The 25,562-nt window shown below is 63.7% G+C and carries 24 protein-coding genes and 1 other RNA gene; 14 read left to right on the top strand and 11 right to left on the bottom strand.

What is annotated here, in order from left to right:
* Window positions 1-32: 32 nt before the first annotated feature.
* The 3 genes from AC3IR9_RS08120 to AC3IR9_RS08110 all read left to right on the top strand — a co-directional run bounded on the left by AC3IR9_RS08120 (window position 33) and on the right by AC3IR9_RS08110 (window position 2,666).
* Window positions 33-641 carry an IMPACT family protein gene (locus tag AC3IR9_RS08120; protein WP_489295228.1) on the top strand — a complete coding sequence of 203 codons (609 nt, stop codon included), beginning with the start codon at window positions 33-35 and terminating at the stop codon, window positions 639-641.
* Window positions 634-2,400, top strand: coding sequence for an ABC transporter transmembrane domain-containing protein (locus tag AC3IR9_RS08115; protein WP_489295227.1), 1,767 nt, complete (start codon window positions 634-636; stop codon window positions 2,398-2,400). The genes AC3IR9_RS08120 and AC3IR9_RS08115 overlap by 8 nt, the downstream gene beginning before the upstream one ends.
* 71 nt (window positions 2,401-2,471) lie before the next feature.
* Window positions 2,472-2,666 carry a hypothetical protein gene (locus AC3IR9_RS08110; protein WP_489295226.1) on the top strand — a complete coding sequence of 65 codons (195 nt, stop codon included), beginning with the start codon at window positions 2,472-2,474 and terminating at the stop codon, window positions 2,664-2,666.
* Between the two features lie 167 nt (window positions 2,667-2,833).
* Here the strand turns inward: AC3IR9_RS08110 and AC3IR9_RS08105 are convergent, their stop codons facing one another.
* The 6 genes from AC3IR9_RS08105 to hrcA all read right to left on the bottom strand — a co-directional run bounded on the left by AC3IR9_RS08105 (window position 2,834) and on the right by hrcA (window position 10,465).
* A complete protein-coding gene (locus AC3IR9_RS08105; protein ID WP_489295225.1) occupies window positions 2,834-3,949 on the bottom strand; it encodes a prephenate dehydrogenase in 1,116 nt (371 codons plus the stop codon).
* Window positions 3,946-4,854, bottom strand: coding sequence for a pyridoxal kinase (gene pdxY, locus AC3IR9_RS08100; RefSeq protein ID WP_489295224.1), 909 nt, complete (start codon window positions 4,852-4,854; stop codon window positions 3,946-3,948). The genes AC3IR9_RS08105 and pdxY overlap by 4 nt, the downstream gene beginning before the upstream one ends.
* Window positions 4,855-5,376: 522 nt before the next feature.
* Window positions 5,377-6,519: a molecular chaperone DnaJ gene (gene dnaJ, locus AC3IR9_RS08095; protein WP_489295223.1), complete on the bottom strand. Its 1,143-nt coding sequence runs from the start codon at window positions 6,517-6,519 to the stop codon at window positions 5,377-5,379.
* A 164-nt stretch (window positions 6,520-6,683) separates the two neighbouring features.
* The gene (gene dnaK, locus AC3IR9_RS08090; RefSeq protein WP_489295222.1) at window positions 6,684-8,612 is read right to left on the bottom strand and encodes a molecular chaperone DnaK; all 1,929 of its coding nucleotides are present in this window, start codon (window positions 8,610-8,612) and stop codon (window positions 6,684-6,686) included.
* 190 nt (window positions 8,613-8,802) lie between these two features.
* Complete coding sequence (gene grpE / locus AC3IR9_RS08085; RefSeq protein ID WP_489295221.1) at window positions 8,803-9,315, bottom strand: nucleotide exchange factor GrpE; 513 nt, start codon at window positions 9,313-9,315, stop codon at window positions 8,803-8,805.
* Between the two features lie 82 nt (window positions 9,316-9,397).
* Window positions 9,398-10,465: a heat-inducible transcriptional repressor HrcA gene (gene hrcA / locus AC3IR9_RS08080; protein WP_489295220.1), complete on the bottom strand. Its 1,068-nt coding sequence runs from the start codon at window positions 10,463-10,465 to the stop codon at window positions 9,398-9,400.
* A 111-nt stretch (window positions 10,466-10,576) separates the two neighbouring features.
* Here hrcA and recN point away from each other — a divergent pair, with 111 nt between their 5' ends.
* Window positions 10,577-12,238 carry a DNA repair protein RecN gene (gene recN / locus AC3IR9_RS08075; protein WP_489295219.1) on the top strand — a complete coding sequence of 554 codons (1,662 nt, stop codon included), beginning with the start codon at window positions 10,577-10,579 and terminating at the stop codon, window positions 12,236-12,238.
* A gap of 194 nt (window positions 12,239-12,432) precedes the next feature.
* On the opposite strand, the gene fur is transcribed toward recN, so the two are convergent.
* Window positions 12,433-12,840: a ferric iron uptake transcriptional regulator gene (gene fur, locus AC3IR9_RS08070; protein WP_489295218.1), complete on the bottom strand. Its 408-nt coding sequence runs from the start codon at window positions 12,838-12,840 to the stop codon at window positions 12,433-12,435.
* A gap of 103 nt (window positions 12,841-12,943) precedes the next feature.
* On the opposite strand from fur, the gene AC3IR9_RS08065 reads away from it, so the two are divergent.
* The gene (locus AC3IR9_RS08065; protein ID WP_489295217.1) at window positions 12,944-13,336 is read left to right on the top strand and encodes an outer membrane protein assembly factor BamE; all 393 of its coding nucleotides are present in this window, start codon (window positions 12,944-12,946) and stop codon (window positions 13,334-13,336) included.
* A 14-nt stretch (window positions 13,337-13,350) separates the two neighbouring features.
* Here the strand turns inward: AC3IR9_RS08065 and AC3IR9_RS08060 are convergent, their stop codons facing one another.
* Both AC3IR9_RS08060 and AC3IR9_RS08055 read right to left on the bottom strand, forming a co-directional pair.
* Complete coding sequence (locus AC3IR9_RS08060; RefSeq protein ID WP_489295216.1) at window positions 13,351-13,611, bottom strand: RnfH family protein; 261 nt, start codon at window positions 13,609-13,611, stop codon at window positions 13,351-13,353.
* 3 nt (window positions 13,612-13,614) lie between these two features.
* The gene (locus AC3IR9_RS08055) at window positions 13,615-14,043 is read right to left on the bottom strand and encodes a type II toxin-antitoxin system RatA family toxin (protein WP_489295215.1); all 429 of its coding nucleotides are present in this window, start codon (window positions 14,041-14,043) and stop codon (window positions 13,615-13,617) included.
* A gap of 54 nt (window positions 14,044-14,097) precedes the next feature.
* Here AC3IR9_RS08055 and smpB point away from each other — a divergent pair, with 54 nt between their 5' ends.
* The 5 genes from smpB (at window position 14,098) to AC3IR9_RS08030 (ending at window position 17,787) form a co-directional block, all read left to right on the top strand.
* Window positions 14,098-14,601 carry an SsrA-binding protein SmpB gene (gene smpB / locus AC3IR9_RS08050; RefSeq protein ID WP_489295214.1) on the top strand — a complete coding sequence of 168 codons (504 nt, stop codon included), beginning with the start codon at window positions 14,098-14,100 and terminating at the stop codon, window positions 14,599-14,601.
* On the top strand, window positions 14,601-15,029 hold the full coding sequence (locus tag AC3IR9_RS08045; RefSeq protein ID WP_489295213.1) for a GNAT family N-acetyltransferase: 429 nt from the start codon (window positions 14,601-14,603) through the stop codon (window positions 15,027-15,029). Before smpB ends, AC3IR9_RS08045 begins: the two co-directional genes overlap by 1 nt.
* Before the next feature lie 84 nt (window positions 15,030-15,113).
* Window positions 15,114-15,473 carry a hypothetical protein gene (locus tag AC3IR9_RS08040; protein ID WP_489295212.1) on the top strand — a complete coding sequence of 120 codons (360 nt, stop codon included), beginning with the start codon at window positions 15,114-15,116 and terminating at the stop codon, window positions 15,471-15,473.
* Between the two features lie 186 nt (window positions 15,474-15,659).
* Window positions 15,660-16,062, top strand: a transfer-messenger RNA (tmRNA) gene (ssrA, locus tag AC3IR9_RS08035).
* 300 nt (window positions 16,063-16,362) lie between these two features.
* Complete coding sequence (locus AC3IR9_RS08030) at window positions 16,363-17,787, top strand: site-specific integrase (protein WP_489295211.1); 1,425 nt, start codon at window positions 16,363-16,365, stop codon at window positions 17,785-17,787.
* A 487-nt stretch (window positions 17,788-18,274) separates the two neighbouring features.
* Here the strand turns inward: AC3IR9_RS08030 and AC3IR9_RS08025 are convergent, their stop codons facing one another.
* The gene (locus AC3IR9_RS08025) at window positions 18,275-19,846 is read right to left on the bottom strand and encodes a MobA/MobL family protein (RefSeq protein ID WP_489295210.1); all 1,572 of its coding nucleotides are present in this window, start codon (window positions 19,844-19,846) and stop codon (window positions 18,275-18,277) included.
* A gap of 461 nt (window positions 19,847-20,307) precedes the next feature.
* Between AC3IR9_RS08025 and AC3IR9_RS08020 the strand changes: the two genes are divergently transcribed.
* Entirely contained in the window at window positions 20,308-21,246 is a 939-nt protein-coding gene (locus tag AC3IR9_RS08020; protein WP_489295209.1) for a DNA-methyltransferase, read from the top strand.
* Entirely contained in the window at window positions 21,243-22,313 is a 1,071-nt protein-coding gene (locus tag AC3IR9_RS08015) for a hypothetical protein (RefSeq protein WP_489295208.1), read from the top strand. The genes AC3IR9_RS08020 and AC3IR9_RS08015 overlap by 4 nt, the downstream gene beginning before the upstream one ends.
* Before the next feature lie 6 nt (window positions 22,314-22,319).
* On the opposite strand, the gene AC3IR9_RS08010 is transcribed toward AC3IR9_RS08015, so the two are convergent.
* Window positions 22,320-22,550, bottom strand: coding sequence for a hypothetical protein (locus tag AC3IR9_RS08010; RefSeq protein ID WP_489295207.1), 231 nt, complete (start codon window positions 22,548-22,550; stop codon window positions 22,320-22,322).
* 124 nt (window positions 22,551-22,674) lie between these two features.
* Between AC3IR9_RS08010 and AC3IR9_RS08005 the strand changes: the two genes are divergently transcribed.
* A protein-coding gene (locus AC3IR9_RS08005) for an IS3 family transposase (RefSeq protein ID WP_489290575.1) occupies window positions 22,675-23,762 on the top strand; the annotation gives its coding sequence in 2 pieces (ribosomal slippage) (window positions 22,675-22,927 and window positions 22,927-23,762; 1,089 coding nt in all).
* Window positions 23,763-24,280: 518 nt separating this feature from the next.
* A protein-coding gene (locus AC3IR9_RS08000) for an IS3 family transposase (protein ID WP_489291031.1) occupies window positions 24,281-25,515 on the top strand; the annotation gives its coding sequence in 2 pieces (ribosomal slippage) (window positions 24,281-24,632 and window positions 24,632-25,515; 1,236 coding nt in all).
* The last annotated feature ends 47 nt before the right edge of the window (window positions 25,516-25,562 follow it).

Here is a 25,562-nt window from a genome sequence, read left to right as displayed (position 1 = left end):
ACGACCAACAGTCGTCACCTACAATGGTGGGGATGCCCGATACGCTCGCCACCGTCGCCAGCCACAGCCTGGAAATCAAGCACAGCCGTTTCATCGCGCATGCCGCGCCGATCGACAGTGCCGCCGCCGCGCTGGCGTTCCTGCAGCAGGTGGCGATTGCCGATGCCACGCACAACTGCTGGGCCTACCGGCATGGCAGTGAGTACCGCTCCAGCGACGACGGCGAACCGGCTGGCACCGCCGGCCGGCCGATCCTGGCGGCGATCGACGGCCAGGGGTTCGATCGGGTGATGGTGGTGGTGATCCGCTGGTATGGCGGGATCAAGCTTGGGGCCGGCGGGCTGGTCCGGGCCTACGGCGGCACGGCCGCCGAATGCCTGCGCAGCGCCCCGCGACTGCCCCTGGTGCAGCTCTCGCAGATCCGCGTGCTGGCCGGCTTCGAGGATCTTGGCGCCCTGCATGCGGCACTGGCCGGGCACGGCGCCGAAAAACTCGGCGAAACCTTCACTCCGGCCGGGGTGGAACTGCAGCTGCAGTTGCCTGCCGATCAGGTTGACCCGTTGAAAAACCGCCTCCGCGACGCCACACGTGATCGTATCCGCATTGAAACGCATACCGACCCGGGCCACCTTGATGACTGACACTTCTTCCCCGCCGGCCACCCCGGTCCGTCGGCTTGGCAGCCTTGGCACGCTGTGGCCGTTCGTGCGCCGGCACTCCGGGTTGTTCGCCGCCTGGCTGGTCGCGCTGGCTATTTCATCGGCTGCCACGTTGAGCCTGCCGCCGGCGGTGAAGCAGATGATCGACCACGGCTTCAACAACAATGGCCAGATCAACCAGGCCTTCGCGCTGTTGTTCCTGGTGGCCGTGGTGATGGCGCTGGCCACGGCCGCGCGCTTCTTTTTCGTGTCCCTGCTGGGCGAAAAAGTCGTCGCCGACCTGCGCAGCCGCCTGTACGCCCACCTCATTGCACTGGGTGCCGGCTTCCATGACCGCAGCCGCAGCGGCGAGCTGGTCTCGCGCCTGACCGCCGACAGCGAGCTGCTGCGCAGCGTAATCGGCTCGACCATGTCGGTGGCCCTGCGCAGCAGCATCACCGTGGTGGGCAGCCTGGTGATGCTGTTCGTGACCAGCCCACGGCTGGCAATGTGGTCGCTGGTGGGCATTCCACTGGCGGTGTTGCCGGTCATCATCGGCGCGCGCCGCCTGCGCAACATCGCGCGCGCCAGCCAGGACCGGGTCGCCGATGCCAACACCCTGGCCGCCGAGACGCTCGGCGCGGTGCGCACGGTCCAGGCGCATGCACGCGAACCCTACGAGCGCGGCCGCTTCAACGCTGCGCTGGGCGAGTCGATCAAGGCCGCGCGGCGGCGTATCGGCGCACAGTCGATCGTCACCGCCACGGCCATCGTGCTGGTGTTCGGGGCGATCGTCGGGGTGCTGTGGCTGGGCGCGCACGATGTCAACGATGGCCTCATGAGCGCCGGTACGCTGGGCCAGTTCGTGCTGTATGCATTGATCGGCGGGGGCTCGGTGGGCGCACTGGCCGAGGTCTGGAACGAGTTGCAGCGGGCCTCCGGCGGCATGGGCCGGATTGCCGAGCTGCTGCAGGAAGACATCGAGATCCTCGCCCCGGCCAACCCGCTGCCGCTGCCACTGCCGCTGCGGGGCGAGATCCGTTTCGACGACGTCGTGTTCCATTACCCGCAACGCCCCGATACCGCTGCACTGGCGCATTTCGACCTGCATGTGCGCCCCGGCGAGACCGTGGCCCTGGTCGGCCCGTCCGGCGCCGGCAAAAGCACGGTGTTGTCGATGCTGCTGCGTTTCCACGATCCCGCCGCGGGCCGCATCCTGGTCGATGGTGTCGACGTGCGCGCGGTGGAGCCGGCCGCGCTGCGCGCGCAGATGGCGCTGGTGCCGCAGCAGCCGACGTTGTTTGCCAGCACCGCGCTGGAAAACATCCGTTACGGGCGGCTGGAGGCCAGCGATGACGACGTGCAGCGTGCCGCCGAAGCAGCCGAAGCCGATGAATTCCTGCAGGCGCTGCCCGATGGCTACCTGAGCGAACTGGGCGAACGTGGCGCGCGCCTGTCCGGCGGCCAGCAGCAACGCATCGCCATCGCCCGGGCGCTGCTGAAGGACGCGCCGATCCTGCTGCTGGATGAAGCCACCAGCGCCCTGGATGCGCAGAGCGAGCGCGCTGTACAGCAGGCCCTGGAACGGCTGATGGCCGGGCGCACCACCTTGGTCATCGCCCACCGCCTGGCCACCGTGCTCAAGGCCGATCGCATCGTGGTGATGGACCACGGCCGCATCGTCGCGCAGGGCACCCACGCACAGCTGCTGGCCGAAGGCGGTCTGTACGCGGAGCTGGCAAAACTGCAGTTCATCGATTGATGACACACCGCTAACGCGATCGGTCGCATGGTGCGCAGGTCACTGGTCCATGCTGTTGCAGGAGGTGTTGCATGTCGTTCCGACAGTTTCCCGCCACCGATGCGGTGGGCGAAAGCTACGTCATCATCGAGTTCAAGGACGAACAACCCGGCGATGCGTCGTCTGCCCCGTCCTCACCGCGCTACGAGTTGGCCGACGGTCGCCCGCTGGTGCGCGACGGCCGCGAGTTCCGCACCAACGGCGGCGAGTTGACGCTCCGCACCTGAGCCGCCGCCAGCCGATGAACGGGCCGGCGAAAAAAGATTGCGAAAGGCTGGTGATTTTATCGCCAAACGTCTTGACAGCCTTGGCAGGCAACGGCTGCGCGTGGTTATCCACATGTTTGTTCGGCACTCATCCACACCCCCTGTGGATGAGTGTGGCCGTGCATCCCTCAGCGCGGCAGGACCCGGCCAATGCCGCTGGCATCGATCTCCACCGCCGCCCGCTGCAGGGCCAGGCCGTCACTGCCGGCAACGAAGCCGACACGGAAATGCACTTCCCCGCCCGGGGCGCGTGACGAATGGATCGACGCAAGGCTGACCCCGTGGCGCTCGAACACGTGCAGCAGCTCGCGCAGTGATCCGGGCCGGTCTTCGGGCAGGTGCACGCTGATCGCATTGCGCTCGGTGAGGTCGGCCAACAGGTACCCCACCCGCTCGAAGGTGTAGTTGCCCTCGGCCAGCACGGCCGCGCCCTGGCTGTCGCGGTTGTCCAGCAGCAGCTGCTGGCGGAATGCAGCCCGCGCCGCATCATCGCCCTGCGCCACCTGCGCGCGCAGCTGCTGCAACTGGCCCAGCAACCGGTCCAGCATCGGCGCCACGTGCGGATTGCCGAACTGGATGTCTTCGTAGATGGCCGGGTTCAACGACAGGATGCGCGCCATGATCGCGGTATCCAGCTCGAACGAGGCCGAGCGGTACGGCATCAGCGTCGGCAGCGCCCCCAGCAGGGGTGCGTATTCGCGCAGTACGCCGGCCTGGGCCAGGTGGGTGGCATGCACCATCGCCTGCACCAACGCCATGACCTGGTCATGGTGCCCGGGCGTGGCGCGCACGCATTCGGCTTCCAGTGCATCGCACAACTGCTGCAGCCACGGCTGCCAGCGCGACAGCCGCGCTTCGCAGACCACCATCACCCTGCCCTTCAGGGTGGGCGCCTTGGGCGGCGCGGTCATCGGGTGCAGGCCGACCACCTCGGCCTGGGAGGCCAGCATCGCAGCCACCGGTTCGCTCTTGACCGAGGTCACGTCCAGCCACAGGCGGCCGGCTTCGCGGCCGGCAGAGCGGCGCACATAGTCGGCGATCAGTGCCGGGGTATGCCGGATGGGCGCGGAGAACACCAGTACATCGGCGTGTTCCAGCAGGGTGTCAGGCGTATCGGAGTGCGGGTCGGCCGGATCATGGCCAATGACCTGCAGGCCCATGCGCTGCTGCAGAAACCCGCGCAGCCAGCGCCCGTAGGTACCGGCGCTGCCGACGATGCCCACCACGACCGGTGCTGCACTCACGCCAGCCGCTCGGGCACGAAGCGCTGCGGCAGGGCCAATGCGGCCGGTGCGGCGGCCAATACATCGAACTCTTCATGGCCGTTGGCCAGGGTGGTTTCCAGCGCCACGTGCACGCCGGCGATCGCACGCGAGATCGCCTGCTCGATCGATTCGCCGCGCAGCAGGAACGCTACCAGCAGCGACATCAGCACATCGCCGGTGCCGGCCACGTCCACCGGCAGGTGCGGCGAGGACCAGCGCCAGATCGCCTCGCGGCTGACCGCCAGGGTGACCAGCTGGCCCGGCTCGCCGCCGACGCTATGGGCAAGCACCCACTGCGGACCTCGCGCGAGCAGCGCCTGCGCGGCGGCGATGGCATCGCCCTCCTCCAGGCTGGGCATGCCGGTCAAGCGGCCCAGTTCGAACGCATTGGGGGTGACCAGCCAGGCGTGCGGGAGCAGGCGCTCGGCGAACACGGCTTCCAGCCCGGGTTCCACATAGGGGCCGGTATGGGTATCGCCGATCACCGGGTCCAGGCAGTAACGCAGCTGTGGCGAGGCCGGCAGCACCTCATCGAGCCAGTCGGCGAAGGCAGCCCCGTTGCCGACGCTGCCGAAGTAGCCGGACACCAGCATCCGCGCCCGCTGCGGCAGGCCGCGTTCGCCCGCCCCCTGCAGCAGTTCGGCGAACCAGTCCGCAGGCAGCACGCGGCCGCGCGTGGTCGGGTAGAACGGCGCGTTGCTCAGCAGCGTGGTGGGCACTTCGGCCACGCGCACGCCCAGCGCGCGCAGCGGCGGCACCGCCGCGCTGTTGCCGGCATAGCCGTAGACCAGCTGCGACTGTACCGAGATAACGTCGACCGGCGACGGACCGTCCGGGCGCTGGCGGCGACCGTGAACCAGGTGGCTTTCGAGGGGTTCGTTCATGGCGGGCATTTTACGCCCGCCACCGCGGTTGGCGAAGATGCTTGCAGATGCAAGAGATCGCGGTGGCGTGCAGGGCGCGACGGCCCCGGGTGGATTGGACAGTAGCGCGTGTGTGCGTCTTCGGTGGGTTGCAACGCGAGCGTCCGGGGCCCCTTGGCGGCCGGCAGGCCCTTTCGCAAATGTCCCCCGGCGCCGGCCTGCGGCCGTCACCTCCTCCTTGATTTTGCCAAGGGCCTGCCGGCCGCCAAGGGGCTCGGCTCTCGGTACGCAACGGCCCACTCCGCTGTTTTGTATGTGCGCTGCACCTCTCTGCACGCGGCGACACCAATACCCTCAGGTAGGTCACCACCGTTGGTGGTGACGCTGATCTGGGGTGGTCGCCGCAGGCGGTCGGGGGACGTTTGCACCAGGGGCCTGCTGGACGCGAAGGGGCCCCAAACGCGGGCTCTGCCTTGGGAGAAATGGAAAAGGCCTCCTGTTACCAGGAGGCCCTTCTCAACATCACACACCAAGGCGCCCCGCTTACGAGGTCATCCGATCCCAGAAACCCTTCACCCCGTCCAGGAACGTCGCCGACTTCGGCGAATGCTTGCGCGCGTCCTCACCGGTGAACGTGGTTTCAAACTGCTCCAGCAGCTTGCGCTGCTCGGTGGTCAGGTTGACCGGCGTTTCCACCACCACGCGGCAGTACAGATCGCCCTCGGTGCGGCTGCGCACCGAGCGCACGCCCTTGCCACGCATGCGGAACAGCTTGCCGGTCTGGGTTTCGGCCGGGATGCGGATTTCCGCATAACCGCCCAGGGTCGCCACGCGCACGGTGTCGCCGAGTGCGGCCTGCGAGATGCGGATCGGCACTTCGCAGTGCAGGTCGTCGCCATCGCGCTGGAAGATCGCGTGCTCGCGCACCCGCACTTCCACATACAGATCGCCCGGCGGGGTCCCGGCCGGACCGGCCTCACCCTCGCCCGACAGGCGGATGCGGTCGCCGCTGTCGACACCCGCAGGCACCTTCACCGACAACACCTTGTCTTCCTCCACACGGCCATTGCCGTGGCAGGTCTTGCACGGCGTCTGGATGATCTTGCCGCGGCCGTTGCAGTTGTGGCACGCCTGCTGCATGGCGAAGATGCCACGCTGGATGCGCACCTGGCCGTGGCCATGGCACACGTTGCAGGTGTCCACCTTGCCGTCTTCGGAACCACTGCCATTGCAGTCGTCGCACTCGGCCAGGGTCGGAATCTCGATGCGGCGCTCCACGCCCATCACCGCTTCTTCCAGGTCCAGTTCCATCACGTAACCGACATCGGCGCCGCGACGTGCCTGGCGCTGGCCACCGCCGGCGGCCCCACCGAAGATGTTGCCGAAGATGTCGCCGAAGATGTCGCCCATGTCCGGGCCACCAGGGCCACCGCCACCGCCACCGCCACCGCCCATGCCATGCTCGAACGCAGCGTGGCCGTGGGCATCGTACATCCGGCGCTTGTTGCTGTCGGACAAGGTTTCATACGCTTCCTTGCACTCCTTGAAGGAGGCTTCGGCCGCGGCGTCACCCGGGTTGCGGTCCGGATGGAACTTCATCGCGCAGCGACGATAGGACTTCTTCAGCTCTTCTTCGCTGGCGGTGCGGGACACGCCCAGCACTTCGTAGTAATCACGCTTGCTCATGGTCTTGAATCAGTATCCGGAAGTCGGGATTCGTCAAAGCGGAAGAGCGGAACCAGGTCCGCTCTTTCGCCGGGGGCGCCCGGACAAACCGTGGTGCGGCTGCCAGGACCTAGCGGAAACGACAACGGGACGTTGCCTGCGCAACGTCCCGTGCCTTGTCCGGATCAGGACTTCTTGTCGTCCTTGACCTCGGTGAACTCGGCGTCGACCACATCGTCGTGCGCGCCGTTGTTGGCACCGGCATCCGGGCCCGGGGCGGCACCGCCCTGCTCGGCCGACGCGGAGGCGGCAAACAGCGCCTGGCCGGCTTCTTCCAGCACCTTCGACTTGGCTTCGATCTGCGCCTTGTCGTCATTCTTCATGGCGGTTTCCAGATCGGCCAGGGCGGCCTCCACCTTGCCGATCACATCGCCGCCGACCTTGCTGCCGTGCTCGGTGATCGCGGTACGGGTACCGTGGATCAGCGCGTCAGCCTGGTTGCGGGCCTGGACCAGCTCGTGGAACTTCTTGTCTTCTTCGCGGTTGGCTTCGGCATCGGCGACCATGCGCGCGATCTCGTCCTCGGACAGACCCGAACCGGCCTTGATCTCGACCTTCTGTTCCTTGTTGGTCTTCTTGTCCTTGGCCGACACGTGCAGGATGCCGTTGGCGTCGATGTCGAAGGACACTTCCACCTGCGGCATGCCACGCGGCGACGGCTCGATGCCGGACAGGTCGAACTTGGCCAGCGACTTGTTGAAGCGGGCCTGTTCGCGCTCACCCTGCAGCACGTGCACGGTCACCGCCGACTGGTTGTCCTCGGCGGTGGAGAACACCTGCGAGGCCTTGGTCGGGATGGTGGTGTTCTTTTCGATGATCTTGGTGAACACGCCACCCATGGTCTCGATGCCCAGCGACAGCGGGGTCACGTCCAGCAGCAGCACGTCCTTGACGTCGCCGCCGAGCACGCCGCCCTGGATCGCCGCACCCAGTGCCACCGCTTCATCCGGGTTGACGTCCTTGCGCGGTTCCTTGCCGAAGAACTCGGTAACCGCCTGCTGCACCTTCGGCATGCGGGTCTGGCCACCGACCAGGATCACTTCGTTGATATCGCTTGAGCGCAGACCGGCGTCGTTCAACGCCACGCGGCACGGCTCGATCGACTTCTTGATCAGCTCTTCCACCAGCGCTTCCAGCTTGGCGCGGGTCAGCTTGATGTTCAGGTGCTTCGGGCCCGACGCATCGGCGGTGACGTACGGCAGGTTCACTTCGGTCTGCTGCGCGCTGGACAGCTCGATCTTGGCGCGCTCGGCAGCGTCCTTCAGGCGCTGCAGGGCCAACGGATCCTTGCGCAGGTCGATGCCCTGGTCCTTGTTGAACTCGTCGACCAGGTACTCGATGACGCGGTTGTCGAAGTCTTCGCCACCCAGGAAGGTGTCGCCGTTGGTGGCCAGCACTTCAAACTGCTTCTCACCGTCGACGTTGGCGATTTCGATCACCGAGACGTCGAAGGTGCCGCCGCCCAGGTCGTACACCACGATCTTGCGATCCTTGTTGTCGCCCTTGTCCAGGCCATAGGCCAGTGCGGCCGCGGTCGGCTCGTTGATGATGCGCTTGACTTCCAGACCGGCGATGCGGCCGGCGTCCTTGGTCGCCTGGCGCTGGCTGTCGTTGAAGTAGGCCGGCACGGTGATGACCGCCTCGGTGACCGTCTCGCCCAGGTAGGCTTCGGCGGTCTTCTTCATCTTTTCCAGCACGCGGGCGGAGATTTCCTGCGGCGCCATCTTCTTCGCGTCGCTGGTCTGCACCCAGGCATCGCCGTTGTCGTGGCCCAGGATGCCGTAAGGCACGTGCGCGATGTCCTTCTGGACTTCAGCGTCGGTGAACTTGCGGCCGATCAGGCGCTTGACGGCGTAGAAGGTGTTCTTCGGGTTGGTGACCGCCTGGCGCTTGGCCGAGGCGCCCACCAGCACTTCGCCGTCCTTGGTGTAGGCGACGATGGAAGGCGTGGTGCGGTCGCCTTCGGAATTTTCGATGACGCGGGCCTTGCCGCCGTCCATGATCGCCACACACGAGTTGGTGGTGCCGAGGTCGATACCAATGATCTTGCCCATGAGGGAGACTCCTGAAAGTTCTGGGAACATCCGGCTGCTGCCGGGTTATGAATGGGATGTGGGGGACGGCGGGATCACATTCAAGCCATCAACCAAACGCTGTGTCCGTCGGCGGCACAACGTATTCAGCCTCTGGCCGGGAGGGACCTGGCCGCACCGCCCTGCGCCGGGCACGCCCGGCACCACGGGGTCAATCGCGGGCGACCACTACCAGCGCGGGGCGCAGCAGGCGGTCGTTGAGCAGGTAGCCCTTCTGGAATACCTGCACCACGCTGCCCGGCGCCGCGCCGGGCGCATCGGCCTGGCTGATCGCCTGGTGGTGGTCGGGGTTGAACGGCTGCCCGGTCGGATCGAGCAGGACCAGGCCATTGTCGGCGGCGACCTTGAGCAGCTGCTTGTAGGTCAGCTCGAGGCCTTCGCGCAGCGGGCTCGGCTCGGTACCGGCGGCATTGAGGCCGGCGTCCAGGCTGTCGAACACCGGCAGCAGCTCGCCCAGCAGCTTCTCGTTGGCAAAACGGCGCGCCTGTTCAACGTCGCGGGCCACGCGCTTGCGCTGGTTGTCCAGGTCGGCGCGCTCGCGCAGCGACTCGGCACGCAGCAGGGCCACTTCGTTATGCAGGCTCTCCAGCTGCTGCTGGAGCGATTCGGCCGCGGCGGGTTCGCCAGCGGCCTGGGCGGCGATATCAGGTTGATCTTGGTTCATTTCCGGATCCTTGGCGGTGACTCTCCGCCTCCACCCACCCCTATGTGGGCGTCGATTCCGGTTTCAAGAGTAGCGGGCCGCTTTATGTCCGATCGCGGGACAATCCGCCGCCAGCGGTCGAGCCCAGCGCCGCCCCCAGCACCTGGGCGGTGGCCTCCACCAGCGGGATCATGCGGTCGTAAGCCATCCGCTTGGGCCCGATCACCCCCAGCACGCCCAGCACCTGGCCATCGGCCGAATACGGCGCGGTGACCAGCGAGACGCTTTCCAGCGGCATCACCCCGGTCTCCTCGCCGATGAAGATGCGCACGCCCGGCGCCTGGATGGTGCGCTCCAGCAGCTGCAGGATCTCGCGCTTGCTGGCAAACACGTCGAACAGCTCACGCAGCCGGTCCAGGTCGGACAGGTCCTGTACCCCCATCAGCCGGGTCGCCCCGGCCAGCACCATGTCATCGGCCGGCGGCACCAGTGCCTGTTCGGTCAGCTCGATGCCGTGGGCCAGCAGCTGCTCCATTTCCGATTGCGCATCGCGCAGCTCCAGCAGCAGGCGCTGGCGGATCTCGGCCAGTGGGCGCCCGGCGCAGTTGGCGTTGAGGTAGTTGGCCACCTGCTCCAGCTCGCCCGGCTTGATGCGGTGGCGCGGTTCGATCACCCGGTTCTGCACCTCGTTGTCGGCAAACACCAGGATGGCCAGCACCCGGCGCGCGTCCAGCGCCACGAAATCGATGTGCCGGAAGGCGAACTGCTCGCGGCGCGGCGCACTGACCACGCCGACGAAATGGCTCATTGCCGACAGCAGCTCGGAGGCACTGCCCAGCAACGCCTGGGTGCCGGTGCCGGTGGCCAGCTCGGTGCGCAGCCGGTTCAGTTCGCCCTCGCCGGGGGGCTGCATCTTCACCAGGCTGTCCACGAATACCCGGTAGCCGTGCGCGGTGGGCACCCGCCCGGCCGAGGTATGCGGGGAACTGAGCAGGCCCAGGTCTTCCAGGTCGCCCAGGATGTTGCGGATGGTGGCCGGGCTGACATCCAGCCCGGCCAGCCGCGCCAGGGTCTGCGAGCCGACCGGCTCGCCGTCCTGGATGTGCCGCGCGATCAGCGTCCGCAGCAGGTGGCGGGCACGGGGCACAAGCGGGGGAACGGAAGGGTGCATGGAATCAGCCTGTGAGACGCCACATTAGATAATGGCTGCATCGCGCGTTGGCAAGTCATTGGAGCTGCCTGCTACCCATGCTAGCGTTGCGCGGCTCGGGAACCCAAGAACATGCTCAGACATCTATCGATCAAGGATTTTGCCGTCGTCCGTGCCACCGAACTCGAATTCGGGCCGGGCATGACCGTGGTTTCTGGCGAGACCGGCGCCGGCAAGTCGCTGATGGTCGACGCGCTGGGCTTCCTGTCCGGCCTGCGCGCCGACAGCGGCGTGGTCCGCCATGGCGCCGCCCGCGCCGAGCTGTCGGCCGAATTCGCCCCGGGCGAGCATGCCCCGGCCCGGCAGTGGCTGCGCGACAACGAGCTGGACGATGAAGACCAGTGCCAGCTGCGCCGGATCATCCGCGCCGACGGCGGCTCGCGGGCCTGGATCAACGGCCGCCCGGTCACCCTGTCCCAGCTCACCGAACTGGCCGCCCGGCTGGTTGAAATCCACGGCCAGCATGAGCAGCAGGCGTTGCTGTCACGCCCGTCGCAGCTGGCCCTGCTGGATGCCTTCGCCCGCAACGATGCCGAGCGCGGCCAGGTCCGCCAGGCCGCGGCCCGCTGGCAGGCGCTGGTGGACGAGGCCGAGGCGCTGTCGCGCCAGGGCGACGTCAGCGACCGCATCGGCTACCTGGAACACCAGCTGGGCGAGCTGCATCGCGAAGACCTCGACCCGGCCTCGATCGCGCAGATGGGCAGCAACCACCGCCGCCAGGCCCACGCCAGCGCGCTGATCGCCGCGTGCGATGTTGCCGCGGCCCGGCTCAATGGCGATGAAGACACCTCGGCGCTGCAGCTGCTGCAGCAGACCCGCCATGAACTGTCGCGGGTGGCCGAGCACGACCCGCGCCTGGGCGAGGTGGACGCCTTGCTGGACAGCGCCAGCATCCAGCTGCATGAAGCACTGGCCCTGCTGGACCGGGTCCACGACGACCTCGACGCCGACCCCGAGCAGTTCGAGGACATCGAGCGCCGGCTGGGCCGCCTGCACGACCTGTCGCGCAAGCACCGGGTGCCGATGGAGGCACTGGGCGAGCATCGCGACGCGATGGAGGCCGAGGTTGAACAGCTGCGGGGCGCCGATACCCGGCTGCAGGCACTGGCCGGCGAGATCGAACGTGCGGCCGGCCAATGGCAGGCCGTGGCCACGGTGCTCAGCGGCAGCCGCCGCCAGGCAGCCGAAGCGCTGTCGGTCACCACCACCACCCTGATCGGCGAACTGGGCATGGGCGGCGGGCAGTTCCTGATCGAGATCGAACCGCAGGCGGTGACCAAACCGGACCCCAACGGTGCCGAGCGGGTGGAGTTCCTGGTTGCCGCCAATGCCGGCCAGCCGCCGCGCGCCCTACGCAAGGTAGCCTCGGGCGGTGAACTGTCGCGGATCTCGCTGGCGATCGAAGTGGCCGCATTGGGCCTGGACGCCGTGCCGACGATGGTCTTCGACGAAGTGGATTCGGGCATTGGCGGCGCCGTGGCCGACATCGTTGGCCAGAAACTACGCGCCCTGGGCGAAAAGCGACAGGTACTGTGCGTGACCCACCTGCCCCAGGTCGCGTCCAAGGGCCACGCCCATTACCGGGTCAGCAAAGCACCGGTGGATGGCATGACCCAGAGCGCGGTGGAAAAACTGGACAGCAAGGCGCGCGAAGAAGAACTGGCGCGGATGCTCGGTGGCGTGGAAGTCAGCAAGGAAGCCCGCGCGGCGGCGCGCAAGCTGCTGCAGGTGTAGGCGACGACCGTTGGTCGTCGCGAGGCCCCCCAACCCACGGTCGGGACCTACCGGGAATGTCCACCGCCGTAGGCGACGACCGTTGGTCGTCGCGGCGACATCCCGACCCACGGCAGGGATTTACCGGAATTGCCCACCGTCGTAGGTGACGACCGTTGGTCGTCGCGGCGGCATCCCGGCCCCACGGCAGGGATTTACCGGCGCTTTTTACGCACGTAGAGCACCAGCGAGTGCTCTTCCAGCTCGTAGCCGTGGTCGGTGGCGATCTTGCGCTGCAGCTCTTCGATCTCGTGGCTTTCGAACTCGATGATCTTGCCCGAGTCCACGTCGACCATATGGTCGTGATGGCCACCACGATCCAGTTCGTAGACGGCCTGGCCGCCTTCGAAATTATGCTTCAGCACCAGGCCGGCGGCCTCGAACTGGGTCAGCACCCGGTACACCGTGGCCAAGCCGATCTCGTCGCCGTGCTCCAGCAGCTGGCGGTAAATGTCTTCGGCAGTCATGTGGTGATGGGCAGTGCGCTGCTCCAGCAGCGCCAGGATCCGCATCCGCGGATGGGTCACCTTCAGGCCGACTTTGCGCAGGTCGTGGGTTTCCATAGTTCTCCGTTCATTGGCGATTTAGCGCCAGCTGCCTCGGATTGGGTCGCGGCGACGCGTCGTGAGTGTATCATCGACTGGATTTCCCAAAACGCCATTCCTGATGCGCAATCTCCTGCTGGTCGCCGCCGTTGCCCTGTCCACCACGGGCTGCGGCATCATCTATAAGCAACCCATCTATCAGGGCAACCTGATCCGGGAGCAGGCCGTCGGTCAGCTGCAGGTGGGCCAGAGCAAGCAGCAGGTCAACGCTCTGCTCGGCACCCCCTCGATCCCGGATCCGTTCCATGCCCAGCGCTGGGACTACACCGCCAGCCAACGCGTGAACCGCGTGGGCAAGACCGAAGTGAAGAACTTCACGGTCTTCTTCGAAAATGACCAGGTCACCCGTTGGGACGGCGAGTACTTCCCCAACCAGGATGCCGACCTGGCCAAGACCAGCGTGCGCCAGTTCGGCCGCAACCTGGCCAAGGACAAGAAGAAGCGCGGCCGCTGAGGCCAGCAGCGGATTCAGCGGCCGGCGCGGGCGCGCCGGCGGCGGTTGTCCTTGGGGTCGGCCAGCAACGGCCGCAGCAGTTCCACCCGGTCGCCGTCATGCAACGGCTGCCCCGGCTTGGCCAGCACTCCGTGCACGGCCAGTGCCGGGCAATCGGCACTGCCTTCCAGCGCGGCGGCGGCCACGGCATCGGCCACCGTTGCACCGGCGGCCAGCTGCAGCTGGCATGAGGCGACCCGGTCCGGCCAGGCCAGGATGACCTCCACCCGGAGCATCGTTCAGTCCTGCTCGTCGGCGACGCGGACGAAATCATTGACCATGCGGTCGGCCAAGCCCTGGAAACCCAGCGCCAGCGCCGGGCCAAGCAGGCGCGAGGTGGGCTCGAACTCCAGGGTGAGGGTGACTTTGCAGGCATCCTCGGCCAGTACATGGAATTCCCAACGCCCGTGCAGGCGCTTGAACGGCCCGTCGCGCAGCTGCATATCGATGCTGCTGGGGCGCTGCAGGGTGTTTTCGGTCATGAACCAGGTCGAAAACGAGCCCAGGCCCAGGTCCAGCCGCGCCACCAGGCGCTCCGGACCGGATTCCAGGATCTGCGACGCCGAGCACCAGCGGAAGCGGCGCGGATAGGCGTCAATATCATTGACCAGGTCAAACATGCGGGCAGCCGAATGTTCGACCAGGGCGCTACGGCGGATAGTTGGCATGACGTCAGTGCTGATGGATCGACCGGGCAGGCCCGAATCGGAGACAATACGGAAATGAGCAAGAACAGCGGCAAGGATAAAGCAAAGAACGCGACGGCCAACAAAACCATCGCGCTCAACAAGCGTGCCCGTCACGAGTACCACCTCGAGGATCGCGTCGAGGCCGGCCTGGCCCTGCAGGGCTGGGAGGTCAAGTCGATCCGCGCCGGGCGCGGCAACATCGTCGATGCCTACGCCTATGTGCGTGACGGCGAGATCTTCCTGATCGGCGCGCAGATCACCCCGCTGATCCAGGCCTCCACCCACGTGGTGGCCAACGACCGGCGCGAGCGCAAGCTGCTCCTGCACCGCAACGAGATCGACAAGCTGATCGGCAAGGTCCAGCGCGACGGCTACACCATCGTGCCGACCGCGATGTACTGGAGCAAGAACAACATCAAGCTCGAGATCGCGCTGGCCAAGGGCAAACAGACCCACGACAAGCGCGATGCCGAGAAGGACCGCGACTGGGCCCGCGAGAAGTCGCGGACCATGCGCCGCCACAACCGCGACGCCTGATGCCCCACCCTGCTCCACCGCCCCGGATCGATCCGGCTACGGCCGATGAGACCGCAGCGGTGTTCGCCGGGTTGCGCGCGTTCAACCGCGCCGCCTGCGGCAACGCCCTGGACGACCAGCCGTTGAACCGGGTGGTGCGCGATGCGCAGGGCGAGCCGGTAGCGGGGCTGGCAGCCGATGTCTACGGCGGCTGGTTGATGGTCCATGCGCTGTGGGTACACGACAGCCAACGCGGCCGGGACCTGGGCCAGGCCCTGCTGGCAGACGCCGAGCGCCAGGCACGGCAGGCCGGCGCGCATTCAGCGATGCTGGACACCTTTTCCTGGCAAGCCGAAGGCTTCTACCTGAAGCAGGGCTACGAGGTGTTTGGGCGGCTGCCGGACTTCCCGCGCGGCCACCAGCGGATCTACCTGCGCAAAACGCTCTGACGAGGTGGCCCTGCACGGCGATTCACCGCAGCGCACCCACAACTGTCAGAATCGCCGCCTATTACAAAGTACCCGGAGCAACGCGTGACCCAGGAAACCCTCCCAGCAGACGCCCAAGGCGCAGACCTCCCCGTTGACCTGCAGGCCGAGGTTGCCGCCTACGAGGCGATCTTCGCCGAACTGGCCCGCGCGATGGATCCGGCCGCCCTGCACAAGGTGCTGAGCTACCTGCTGCGCAACGCCAAGCGGGATGCATCGGCCAATGAAACCTATGACAGCCTCGCCCACCGCCGGCTGGTGGCGCGGATCGAGGCGTTGATGGTCCAGGTGGCGCCGGAAGTGAAAAAGCAGGCGATCACCCAGCGCAACGAGCAGAACCACCTGCGCAAGCAGAAGGCCAAACACCAGGCCGACAGCCGTCGCGAGCGCGAAGGCAAGCGCTGATCGGTTCGCCGGCGCGCCGCTGGCTGCCCCGATGGAGCGGCCGGCCCCTGCGGGGCTGAACGCACCGGGGCGCCTGAATACGGGGCTGCCGGGCCGTCCAGGTGACTATTCAGCTGGATCGGAGTAGCATCGGAACCGTCAAGTAGCATCTGGGTCGCCAGATGTCTTGCGGTTCTTGAAGAAACCGGGGGTGCACTGGTTTCGACGGGGGTTGTGAAGTTACTTGGTGCATGCCGAGGGGGCAGCTTTCCTCGTTAATCCAGCAGCAAACTTTTAGTTGCCAACGACGACAACTACGGTTCGAACGACTTCGCAATCGCTGCCTAAAAACAGCTTTAGCGTTTAGTTCTACAGCCGCCTAAGGCGAACCCCCGAACCTACTTGTGCCCGTGCTCGTAGATGTAGGGTCATTATCACGGAACCGGTTGTGATGGCTGCCTGTCAGTCACGACTTAACTAAAGCAGGCTGGTCCTGGGGTGCGCTTTGCACACCGTGCTGCCACAGGATGAGATCCAACGGTGAGCTAAGCATGTAGTACCGGGGATGGAGTGCCTTCGGACGGCGGTTCAATTCCGCCCACCTCCACCATCTGTAAGCAGTTCAGCTGTATCTTGCTGATTCTGTTGGGTTTTGGCAGGGCGCGATACCGAAAAACGATCTTTCCAAAAGGATCTTTTGAGGTATCGCCCCTTGCCCAAGCCCTATCTTCTACGCCGACCTAGCGGACTTCATGTCCGCTTTCTTGTTCCTGTAGACCTGCGCGAGGCTATCGGCTCACGCTTCTTGGTCCGCCGCCTTCCGCCGTCCGCTGTTGACCTTGCCCGCCTCGTCGCGGCCCGCATGGCTGTGGCACTCTCCGAAGCATTCGAGCGCTGGAGGCGTAGCGGCATGGATGACAAGGACAGAGAGGACCTGCTGAAAGTAGTCAGCGGCTCTATCAATCAGTGGACCGGAAACATCCAGCTGCCGAATGGGACCAAGCTCACCGGTCTGAACGTCAATGGGCGAGAAGATGCTCAAACACTTCTGGATACGATCAGAGGCTTGGCGTTGCCTGGGCTCTCGGATGTGGGACTGCTCAATGGACCCAACCGCGCAGATTTCACGCTATCCGACCGCATCGCCCTGTATCTGGCGGACCTGAGGAATGCCAAAACCTCACCCGGCAATCTTCTGGATAGTGAGAACACGCTCATCATCTTCCAGGAAGTCGCGGGACCTGACCTGCTGATGTCGAAGGTCGGGGAAGCTCAAGTCAGAGCGTTTCTGACGGGTCTCCATCACTGGCCAAGCAATGCCAGGAAGAAGAGTGACTATAAAGAGCTGACTGCACCACAGATCATGGCCAAGGTCAGGCAGCAGAGAGATAAGGGCATCGTTGTTGCCGGTCTCTCAGATCGGACCCTCGGAAAGCACCGAGACCGCCTTGCCAGCTTCTTTAACGCACAAGTGGCCAGCGGCATCATCGCGCGCTCGCCCTTGGACGGGATCAAACGGCAGAACTCGGCACAATCTGTGGCTGCCCTGCCCCGCCGTCAGTTCACGATTGAAGAGATCAACAAGATCTTTGAGCCTGAGAATTTCCTGCCCTGGGCTAAAGGGCGACCTGATCGCTACTGGGGCGTGCTGCTGGCGGCAGGCACCGGGGCGCGAGTGAACGAAGTTGGCCAGCTCTATACGGAAGATGTTGCAGAAGTGAACGGCATCTGGGGGATCCACATCCGCGCCGTCCATCGCGACCAGAAGCTGAAGAACGCCAACTCGCTGCGCTTCATTCCACTACATCCCCGCCTCTTGGATGCTGGGATCCTCACCTATGCCCGTGATGTCATGGAGGCAGGCCATGAGCGCCTGTTTCCCCACCTGCCTTGGCATAAGAAGGCAGGCTACGGGGATGCCCTCGGAGATCAGTTCCGCGCCTATCTTGTTGGCTTGGGCATGATGCAGCCCGGCATGGGCTTCCACTCGTTCCGACATACTGCGAGCACCCGGCTTCTCTATGCGGGGGTGCTTAGCTCTATTGCCGCCGCCATTACGGGGCACAAGGCGCACATGCCCGGCGAGCTCGGAACCTATGTAGATGTGCCCACACTCCAATCGCGCGCAGACGCAGTGGCGCTTCTCCCCGTTCCCGAAGGTTTGCCGGTCTATCAGCCCGGAGAGGCTGCGCAGTCTCTCAGGCAAGCGCAACTGAGAGCGAAGCGGAGGGCAGTCAATGCGGCTGCACGTGAACGAAAAGCAGTCGCTCTCGCCAAAGGCGCGCGCGCCAAGACGCCAGCAAGTCGCGTGAGGAAGCCATCGAAGGCGTCGTAGCGCCCGGGGGATCGCGGCGACAATGATTAGGCAACGCCATCAACCACTCTAGGCACCCAAGATTCGGGGCCGGAGCCTTGCGATCAACGCAAATGGTGGTTTTATGAAAGCTCCCCCACGTTAGGAGCTTCATATGCCGTTAGAAAGAAAGCTGGCTATCGCTAGTCGAGTGCTGTGCCCGTTGATTGCCCAAGACCGGACCCGAGACACGCAGGAGCGGATAGAGGACATCATCCATGCCCTCGAAATCGCCGACGAGCTGATCAACCGATGCATGGCTCCAAAACCCCCGGCTGACGACCACACTCTGAAACCTGCCGTTAGGGTCAGAGAAGCCGTGGTAGAACGCGATCAGGTGCAGCTGAGCGACATGATCTCAGAACGCCGTGGCGCAGTGTCCAAGCCCACTCGCGGGCCTACCTACCACTGATGGCAATGAGACCAGAGTTGGCTAAAGCCCCGGTTCGCCGGGGCCTTCGCTTGCCTATCAGTGCAACCGGGCTCCAGGCTCCTTGCTCTGCTTCATTGCCAGCAAGGCATCAGCAGGAATAGTCGCTGCAGGAGCGTCAGTGGGCGCATCCTCCAACACCGGATATCTCCGAAGCAACACTTCGCTCCAGCGTTCCAGCTGTGAGAGGGACTCATCTGTTCGACGGTTGTAGTCTTCCTGAGCCTTCGGGCCAGTGGCTTCGTGAGCGCGTTGATACTCCTCGCGTCCCAGCTCGACAGCCCTGACACGGCGTGCCCGACGCCGCGACCAGTCTGAGCGATTCAAGAGGCCCGGCCTTGGGTTCTGGCTTTCGAAGTTCTCCAAGGCAAATTCTGCTTGGGCCAATACGTGCTGGGCACGATCTTCAACTTTCAGCCTACGCTTGAAGCGAAGAGCATCCCGCTTCAACTTCTTCAGTCGCGCGAGCAGTTCTTCCAGGTCGCCACGGAGCCTGGGCGCTGCGACATGAGCGGATATCAAGGCGGCACTGTTGCGCAGCAACCTGCGCGTGAATTTGAGCCTATCTCGCAACGCCTCTATCCACGCCTCGGCCCAAATTTCTAACACAGCCTTCAACGCCTGCTTGGATGCTGTGGCCTGCGGCTGCCGCGCCCCGTCATCGGCAACCGCTTCAACTGGCAGGCCTCCCTCCACCGCTTCAATCACAGAGCTCACCACGTCGGAAGACAGCATTGGTTGGATGGCGGGGCCCAGTGGAACCTGGCGCGAGCCAACCGGCACTGCCTGATCGGATGCGGGGTCCATCAACCTGCCCTCTCCTGCCATCTGGACCACGGCGCGATCCCAAGCAGCATTGTTAGCCTGTGCAATCCCGTCATTGCCCTGCTTCAAATCTGTATCCATACCTCGGCGGTGCAAGGCAGTGGCGTCTTTGCCCATATGAAGTCCTGGAGCTCGGGAAAGCTCCGCCGCTGTCAGCTCATCCCCTTGCTCTGCGGCCTCAGCTGCCTGCTCTTTCAAGCTGCGGTGATCGACACGGGCCGAGATACCTGCAGCAGCAAGGTGAGCATTGATGGCTTTCCCTACCATTGCCCGGATCCACTCGACTTCCCCTCGACCCGAAGGGCCACCATCAAGCTCTCTGGTCTTGTCCTTCAGTCCCTCTGCGTCCATACGCCTGGTCGTGGCTAGGATGTGGACGTGATAGTTGAGCCCGTCAGCGGTCTGCGGCTCATGGATGCTGGATTGGACAGCGAACCTGTAACGCTGGACCAAGCAGCGCGAAATCTCAGCCGCCAGATCGGAACGCTGCTCTTTGCTCAGTTCGTGTGGCAGCACCACCTCGAACTCGCGGGCAACGGTAGCGTCTTTTCGGCGCTCCGAGGCCTCGGCTGCGGGCCAGAGCTGCCGAGGATCGAAAGCCCAGTCAGGCGCCTCATCCGGCGCCAGGCAGCGGGTTTCGACAACGCCCCCACGCCTTCGGTAGTCGTGCCGGAGACCGGTGCGGTCATCGAGGATGAGAAGGCCTGCGCGATAGGCCGCTGCAGCGGTGGATGCGTGCCCCTGGGCACGGCTGAAGGTCTTTACTCTGGTGTGATAAATGGCCATTGATGCTCCTTGTTCTGGCCCCCGCACTTGCCTTTATGCCTAAGATTTAGGCTTTGGCAAGCGCTTTTCTAGGGGGTCAAGGGGCACAGCCTCTTGCGCACGCATTGCCGGAAGGGCAATGCCTAAGTGCGCTCTTGCGTTTAAGAATTCACCCGCCAGAAATCATCAAATGCATGCCTGTTGATTCCTAACCGCAGTGGGAAGGCCCTGAGCCTCCCAAGTCCCCCATCCCGACCTCGGCGAGCGCTCCGCTGTCCTTGCGGATCGGGCTGCACGGCGAGACACCCACAACACCAAGGCGAAGAACAGGCCCATCAGCCTCGTGGCACGGCCGGGCCGTCTCAACCCCTTCCCTATCCAGCGAGCCAATGGCCTAATAGGGAATAGGATGGCCTCGGCCGTCTCCTGGCATGAGACAAGGGAATTGGACAATGCCTCCGCTCCGTCCCACGAAGAAGCAGATGTCTACCGTCAATCGTACTAACAAGCCCTCGGCGCTCAAAGCAGCCGAGGCATCACGCGTTCACTTTCCGCATACGAATCCCACCAAGCACGCCGAGCTCTACTTGGCAGACGCTCTCCAGTGGATGGCCGAGCGCGAGGAATGCTCGATTCATGCAATTGTCACTGACCCGCCCTATGGCCTTGTCGAGTTCGACGAAAAGCATGTAGACAAGCTTCGCGGTGGTTCTGGAGGAGTCTGGCGCATTCCGCCATCCTTTGACGGGGCAAAGCGCGGGCCCTTGCCACGTTTCACCACACTGACGGCCAAGGATAGGGAGCGGCTTACGACGTTCTTTAAGGCTTTCGCATACCAAGCGGGACGCATCTTGGTGCCCGGCGGGCACATAGTGATTGCGTCAAACCCGCTGCTATCGACCACCACATTTGCGGCGATTGAAACGGCTGGTTTTGAAAAGCGGGGTGAGCTGATCCGGGTTGTGAAAACACTGCGCGGCGGAGATCGCCCGAAAGGTCACGAGGAAGAATATACAGACGTGTCCGTGATGCCGCGCTCCTGCTGGGAACCCTGGGGAATCTTTCGCAAGCCTATTGACCAACCTACAGTCGCTGCGAACCTTCGCAAATGGGGCACTGGCGGTTTCAGGCGCGTCTCTGAGGATGAGCCTTTCCGCGATTTAATCGAGGTCGCTCCGGCCAGGGACCCGGAAAGGGCGCTTGCGCCGCATCCGTCTATAAAGCCGCAAAAACTAATGCGCTACATAGTTCGGGGCGTCCTCCCTCTCGGGAAGGGCATCATTTATGATCCATTTTCGGGCAGCGGCTCCACTTTGGCCGCTGCCAGTCATCTAGGGCTAAAGGCTGTGGGGACAGAGCGAGACCCAATCTACTTTGCGATGGCTTCAGAAGCCATCCAGAAGCTGGCGAAGCTGCCATGAGCTCCGAGCAAATTACACCGGATCTCATTTTAACGAATGTTAAGGCGAACTTTTTTGGAGGCCAGAAACGCAAGTTTCTTCCAGGCCTCCTAATTGCAATCATTCGTTTCTTGCGCAGACTGAACGCGACGGGAGGGAAATACTCAAGCCTGGCTGAGTTCCACGAGCACTTCCCGCTCGTCACCCAGAAGAAAAATGGTGCTGGCGTAAATACCTTCATGGTCACTGCAGATGGAAGGGATCTGACAATCCGGAAGGATTACGACGCAATCGCCAACTTCTTTCGGAATGACAACCATCGCTATGATTTCCCAAGCTCAGCACCACACGCGACGCAGGCTTGGCGAGACTATGTTTCATGGATTGAAGCCATTCTCTCGTTTAGCGACGACTCGCTGGACAAGCTTGAGCAGGAGGTTATCGACTACGTTCTAGGAGCACTGCCATCTCAAGCAATTGACCCAACCACAGTCAAGCGAGATCCTCCGTTATTCTTGCAGTACTTACAGTCGTTTGACATGACCAGCCGTGCAGGTGAACCGACTGGCGCTGCGTATCAGGGCACAGTGTTTGGCTATATCCGTGCTGATGCTCCGCATCTACAAGTCGAAGTCGGCAAAGTTAGGACGGGCTCCAAGCGAGAGAAGCGCGTCGGCGACATTGACGCCCGCGACGGCGAAAAGCTAGTCCTCTCTGCAGAGGTGAAGCAGTATGTCGTTGACGAAGATGACATTGGCGAGTTCAGTGAGTTCTCCAAGCTTATCTCTCAACACCAAGCACTGGGACTTGTCGTAGCACTGGGTTTCAGGGGAAATGCTGCCAAGAAGATCGCGAAAATGGGGCTGGAGCCACTTTCGAGAGACGATCTTATCGAGCGCGTTCGCATCTGGGATCCTCTTAAACAACGGATTGCAATTAGCGCGATCCTTTACTACGCCAACTTCAGGGAGCAGAACTCCGTGCTTTATGAGCGGACTCGATCCTTCATAGCGTCATGTGAAGTCAGCAACCTTCCGATCTCCCCGATAGACCCAATCAACACCGAAGCCGAGACGGCAGACGAGTAGGCTCGGTTAGGACAACCAAGCCTTCATCCTAGCAAACCACTCATCTCGCTCAGTTTCATTGACCGCTGTGCTCCTAAGCCAGCGGTCGGAGTGGCGCACGAAGGGAACCAGCCAGAGCGGGTGAACAACATCCCGCACCTGGACTTCCAGGCGATGGGTGACGACGCCTTTGTAGTTGTATTCCCCAGTGCGGATAGCGAGCACTTCAGCCCGCCGCAGATAGCGCTCGCCCTTCACGGGGTCCCGAATCCAGATAGTGTCCCTGCCGAGGTCCAAGGCAATGTGGTCATGGGGTAATCCCCCCGCAGGTTAGTAGCAGCCAGAAGTGGAATTTTCTCGTAACCTAACCCGAGGAGATCCCATGAAGAAATCACGATTCACCGACAGCCAGATCATCGCCGTACTCAAGCAGGCCGAGGCCGGCACGCCTGTCCCGGACCTTTGCCGACAGCATGGCATCAGCTCAGCGACGTTCTACAAGTGGCGCAGCAAGTTCGGCGGCATGGATGCGTCCATGGTGTCCCAGCTAAAAGAACTGCAGGACGAGAACCGGCGGCTGAAGAAGATGTACGCCGATGCCCAGCTCAGTGCCGAGCTGCTGAAGGAAGCGCTCTCAAAAAAATGGTGAGGCCATCTCAGCGTCGCGAGATGGCCAGACTGGCGGTCCAGGCAGGCATCACCAGCATCGTTCATGCGTGCAGGACGTTCGAGGTGAGTCAGACCTGCTACCGCTATCAGGCCAAGGCCTGCCAAGAAAATGCGATCATCGCTGACTGGTTGCTCAGGCTGACCAGCGCCTACCGCGATTGGGGCTTTGGGCTGTGCTTCCTACACCTGCGCAACGTGAAGGGCTTCGCTTGGAACCACAAGCGCGTGTATCGGATCTATCGCGATTTGGAGCTGAACCTGCGCATCAAGCCGCGTAAGCGCATCGTCCGAGAAGTGCCGGCGCCGCTAGCGGTTCCGAAGGCGGCGAACCACACTTGGTCGATGGATTTCATGCACGACCAACTGGCTGATGGACGCAGCTTCCGGATGCTCAACGTACTGGATGATTTCAACCGGCAGGGTCTGGCGATGGAGGTCGACATCTCCTTGCCTGCGGCGCGCGTTATCCGCAGCTTGGAACAGATCATTCAATGGCGCGGAAAGCCTCGCGCCATACGCTGCGACAACGGGCCCGAGTACATCAGCGGAGCGCTGCAAGCATGGGCCGAGCAGCAAGGCATTGCGCTGCTCTACATCCAGCCAGGCAATCCTCAGCAGAACGCCTACATCGAACGCTACAACCGGACCGTGCGTTACGCTTGGCTTGCCAGCAATCTGTTCAATGACATCCAGCAGGTCCAGGACATCGCCACCCGTTGGCTATGGACTTACAACCACGAGCGCCCGAACATGGCGCTCGGCGGCATCACGCCAATGCAGAAGCTTGCACTGGCAGCGTAGTTCCACTTTTGGCGACCGCTAAAAGCGGGGGGATTACCCACCCAATCCGAGCCACTACAGCATTCCCCCTACTCGCATCCTGGATTGACCTCAGATACGCCACAGGACACAAATCCGGGCTGTGGATACCTCCGGAGCTAGGTGGGACGGCCAAGATATTGTTCCCCCCTCTCGAACACGGGGAGGAATCTCAGTGCTCGCATGGCGTCCTTGCAGATGTATTGGCGTTGCTCTCAGTATCGCCGATGCCAAGGCTTGCGCTGCGCCACCCGACAGAATTAGGATCATGTATCGTTTGAGGTATCGTCGCGCCAAAGCTCGCCACCCCAAGATAATTATTGGAATCAGTGAGTTACAGGTCTTTTGAGACCTCTCCGCCCACCTCCACCATACGACGGGTTCGAAAGAATCCGAAAGAAGCCCGGGAATCCTTACACAAGGGTTCCCGGGCTTTTTTAATTCCGGTGACCCGTCCTGAATTGAGTTGACACCTTTTCCCACAGGAAGAGGAATGTTCAATGAATTCAACAATCAGGCGCAGCCAGCGGGATTACTCGCTGGCCTTCAAGTTGTCGGTGGTGGACCAGGTCGAGCGTGGGGAGCTGACCTACAAGCAGGCCCAGGAGCGCTACGGAATCCAAGGACGGAGCACCGTGCTGTCGTGGCTTCGGCGACATGGTCGGCAAGACTGGTCAGGTGGGGCATCATCTGCCCCCATGACCACAGCTCCCAAGTCCGGAACGGCCAAGCCGCTGACACCGGAACAACAGATCAAAGTCCTGCAGGTTCAGCTGCGGGAGGCGACCGAGAAGGCGCAGCTTTTCGAGGCCATCGTGGATGTGCTCAAGGAAGACTACGGGGTGCGCATCGTAAAAAAGCCTTCCGGCAAGTCCTCACGCAAAGGCGCCTCCAAGGCGTAAGCGTGGCAAGGGCTTGCCGGCATTTTGGTATCAGTCGCCAAGCGTACTATCAGGCAGGCCATCGTCAGCAGCGGCAATTGGCCGACGGTGCTCGGGCGCTCGCGCTGGTAGGTGGCTATCGAGCGCGCCAGCCGCGCATCGGCACGCGCAAGCTGCATCATCTGATTGGACCGACGCTTCAAGCATCGGGAGTGGCAATGGGGCGCGACCGTCTGTTTGGCGTCCTTCGTGATGCCCGGCTGCTGGTCCCCATGCGGCGGGCGTACCACAAGACGACCGACAGCCATCACCGCTTCCGGCGGCACCCCAATCTTCTCAAGCCCGGCGAAGGGCGCGTGGTACCGACCGGCAGTGAGCAGGTCTGGGTAGCCGACATTACCTACCTGCCCACGCAGGGGAAATTTGTATACCTGAGCCTGATTACCGATGTGTGGTCGCGCAGGATCGTGGGCTGGAGCGTGCACGACACCCTGCAGACCGAACAGGTCGCCCAAGCACTGCAGATGGCGCTGAAGGAACGAAAAACGCGGCAGCAGCTGATCCATCACTCCGACCGGGGCATCCAGTACTGCTCGGACTACTACCAGAAGATCCACGCCAGGCATGGGGTGACCTGCTCGATGACCGATGGCTACGACTGCTACCAGAATGCGCTGGCCGAACGGGTAAATGGGATATTGAAGGGCGAGTTCCTGCTGCACCGGCCCCGGGACCTGCTGCAGGCACGCCAGATGGTCGCCGAGTCGGTGGGGATCTATAACGCCGAGCGGCCGCACCTGTCGCTTAAAATGCAAACGCCCGATGCGGTGCATCGGGCGTCTCTGGCCGCCTGACGGCGGCCAGATCATCCGCCACAGGTGTCAACCTATGGCAGGACGGG

The organism is Stenotrophomonas sp. GL_101 (assembly GCF_057835675.1).
The sequence above is the reverse complement of the archived record's forward strand: the minus strand, read 5'-3'. Positions and strand labels throughout refer to the sequence as shown.

Excerpts from the sequence above, each read along its gene's own strand:
- AC3IR9_RS08020 (WP_489295209.1), top strand. The coding sequence starts at position 20,308 with ATGTCTACCGTCAATCGTACTAACAAGCCCTCGGCGCTCAAAGCAGCC.
- AC3IR9_RS08030 (WP_489295211.1), top strand. The coding sequence starts at position 16,363 with ATGGATGACAAGGACAGAGAGGACCTGCTGAAAGTAGTCAGCGGCTCT.
- AC3IR9_RS08065 (WP_489295217.1), top strand. The coding sequence starts at position 12,944 with ATGCGCAATCTCCTGCTGGTCGCCGCCGTTGCCCTGTCCACCACGGGC.
- AC3IR9_RS08025 (WP_489295210.1), bottom strand. The coding sequence starts at position 19,846 with ATGGCCATTTATCACACCAGAGTAAAGACCTTCAGCCGTGCCCAGGGG.
- recN (WP_489295219.1), top strand. The coding sequence starts at position 10,577 with ATGCTCAGACATCTATCGATCAAGGATTTTGCCGTCGTCCGTGCCACC.
- dnaK (WP_489295222.1), bottom strand. The coding sequence starts at position 8,612 with ATGGGCAAGATCATTGGTATCGACCTCGGCACCACCAACTCGTGTGTG.
- AC3IR9_RS08115 (WP_489295227.1), top strand. The coding sequence starts at position 634 with ATGACTGACACTTCTTCCCCGCCGGCCACCCCGGTCCGTCGGCTTGGC.
- pdxY (WP_489295224.1), bottom strand. The coding sequence starts at position 4,854 with ATGAACGAACCCCTCGAAAGCCACCTGGTTCACGGTCGCCGCCAGCGC.
- AC3IR9_RS08060 (WP_489295216.1), bottom strand. The coding sequence starts at position 13,611 with ATGCTCCGGGTGGAGGTCATCCTGGCCTGGCCGGACCGGGTCGCCTCA.
- hrcA (WP_489295220.1), bottom strand. The coding sequence starts at position 10,465 with ATGCACCCTTCCGTTCCCCCGCTTGTGCCCCGTGCCCGCCACCTGCTG.
- grpE (WP_489295221.1), bottom strand. The coding sequence starts at position 9,315 with ATGAACCAAGATCAACCTGATATCGCCGCCCAGGCCGCTGGCGAACCC.
- AC3IR9_RS08045 (WP_489295213.1), top strand. The coding sequence starts at position 14,601 with ATGCCCCACCCTGCTCCACCGCCCCGGATCGATCCGGCTACGGCCGAT.
- AC3IR9_RS08120 (WP_489295228.1), top strand. The coding sequence starts at position 33 with ATGCCCGATACGCTCGCCACCGTCGCCAGCCACAGCCTGGAAATCAAG.
- dnaJ (WP_489295223.1), bottom strand. The coding sequence starts at position 6,519 with ATGAGCAAGCGTGATTACTACGAAGTGCTGGGCGTGTCCCGCACCGCC.
- smpB (WP_489295214.1), top strand. The coding sequence starts at position 14,098 with ATGAGCAAGAACAGCGGCAAGGATAAAGCAAAGAACGCGACGGCCAAC.
- AC3IR9_RS08015 (WP_489295208.1), top strand. The coding sequence starts at position 21,243 with ATGAGCTCCGAGCAAATTACACCGGATCTCATTTTAACGAATGTTAAG.
- fur (WP_489295218.1), bottom strand. The coding sequence starts at position 12,840 with ATGGAAACCCACGACCTGCGCAAAGTCGGCCTGAAGGTGACCCATCCG.
- AC3IR9_RS08055 (WP_489295215.1), bottom strand. The coding sequence starts at position 14,043 with ATGCCAACTATCCGCCGTAGCGCCCTGGTCGAACATTCGGCTGCCCGC.
- AC3IR9_RS08110 (WP_489295226.1), top strand. The coding sequence starts at position 2,472 with ATGTCGTTCCGACAGTTTCCCGCCACCGATGCGGTGGGCGAAAGCTAC.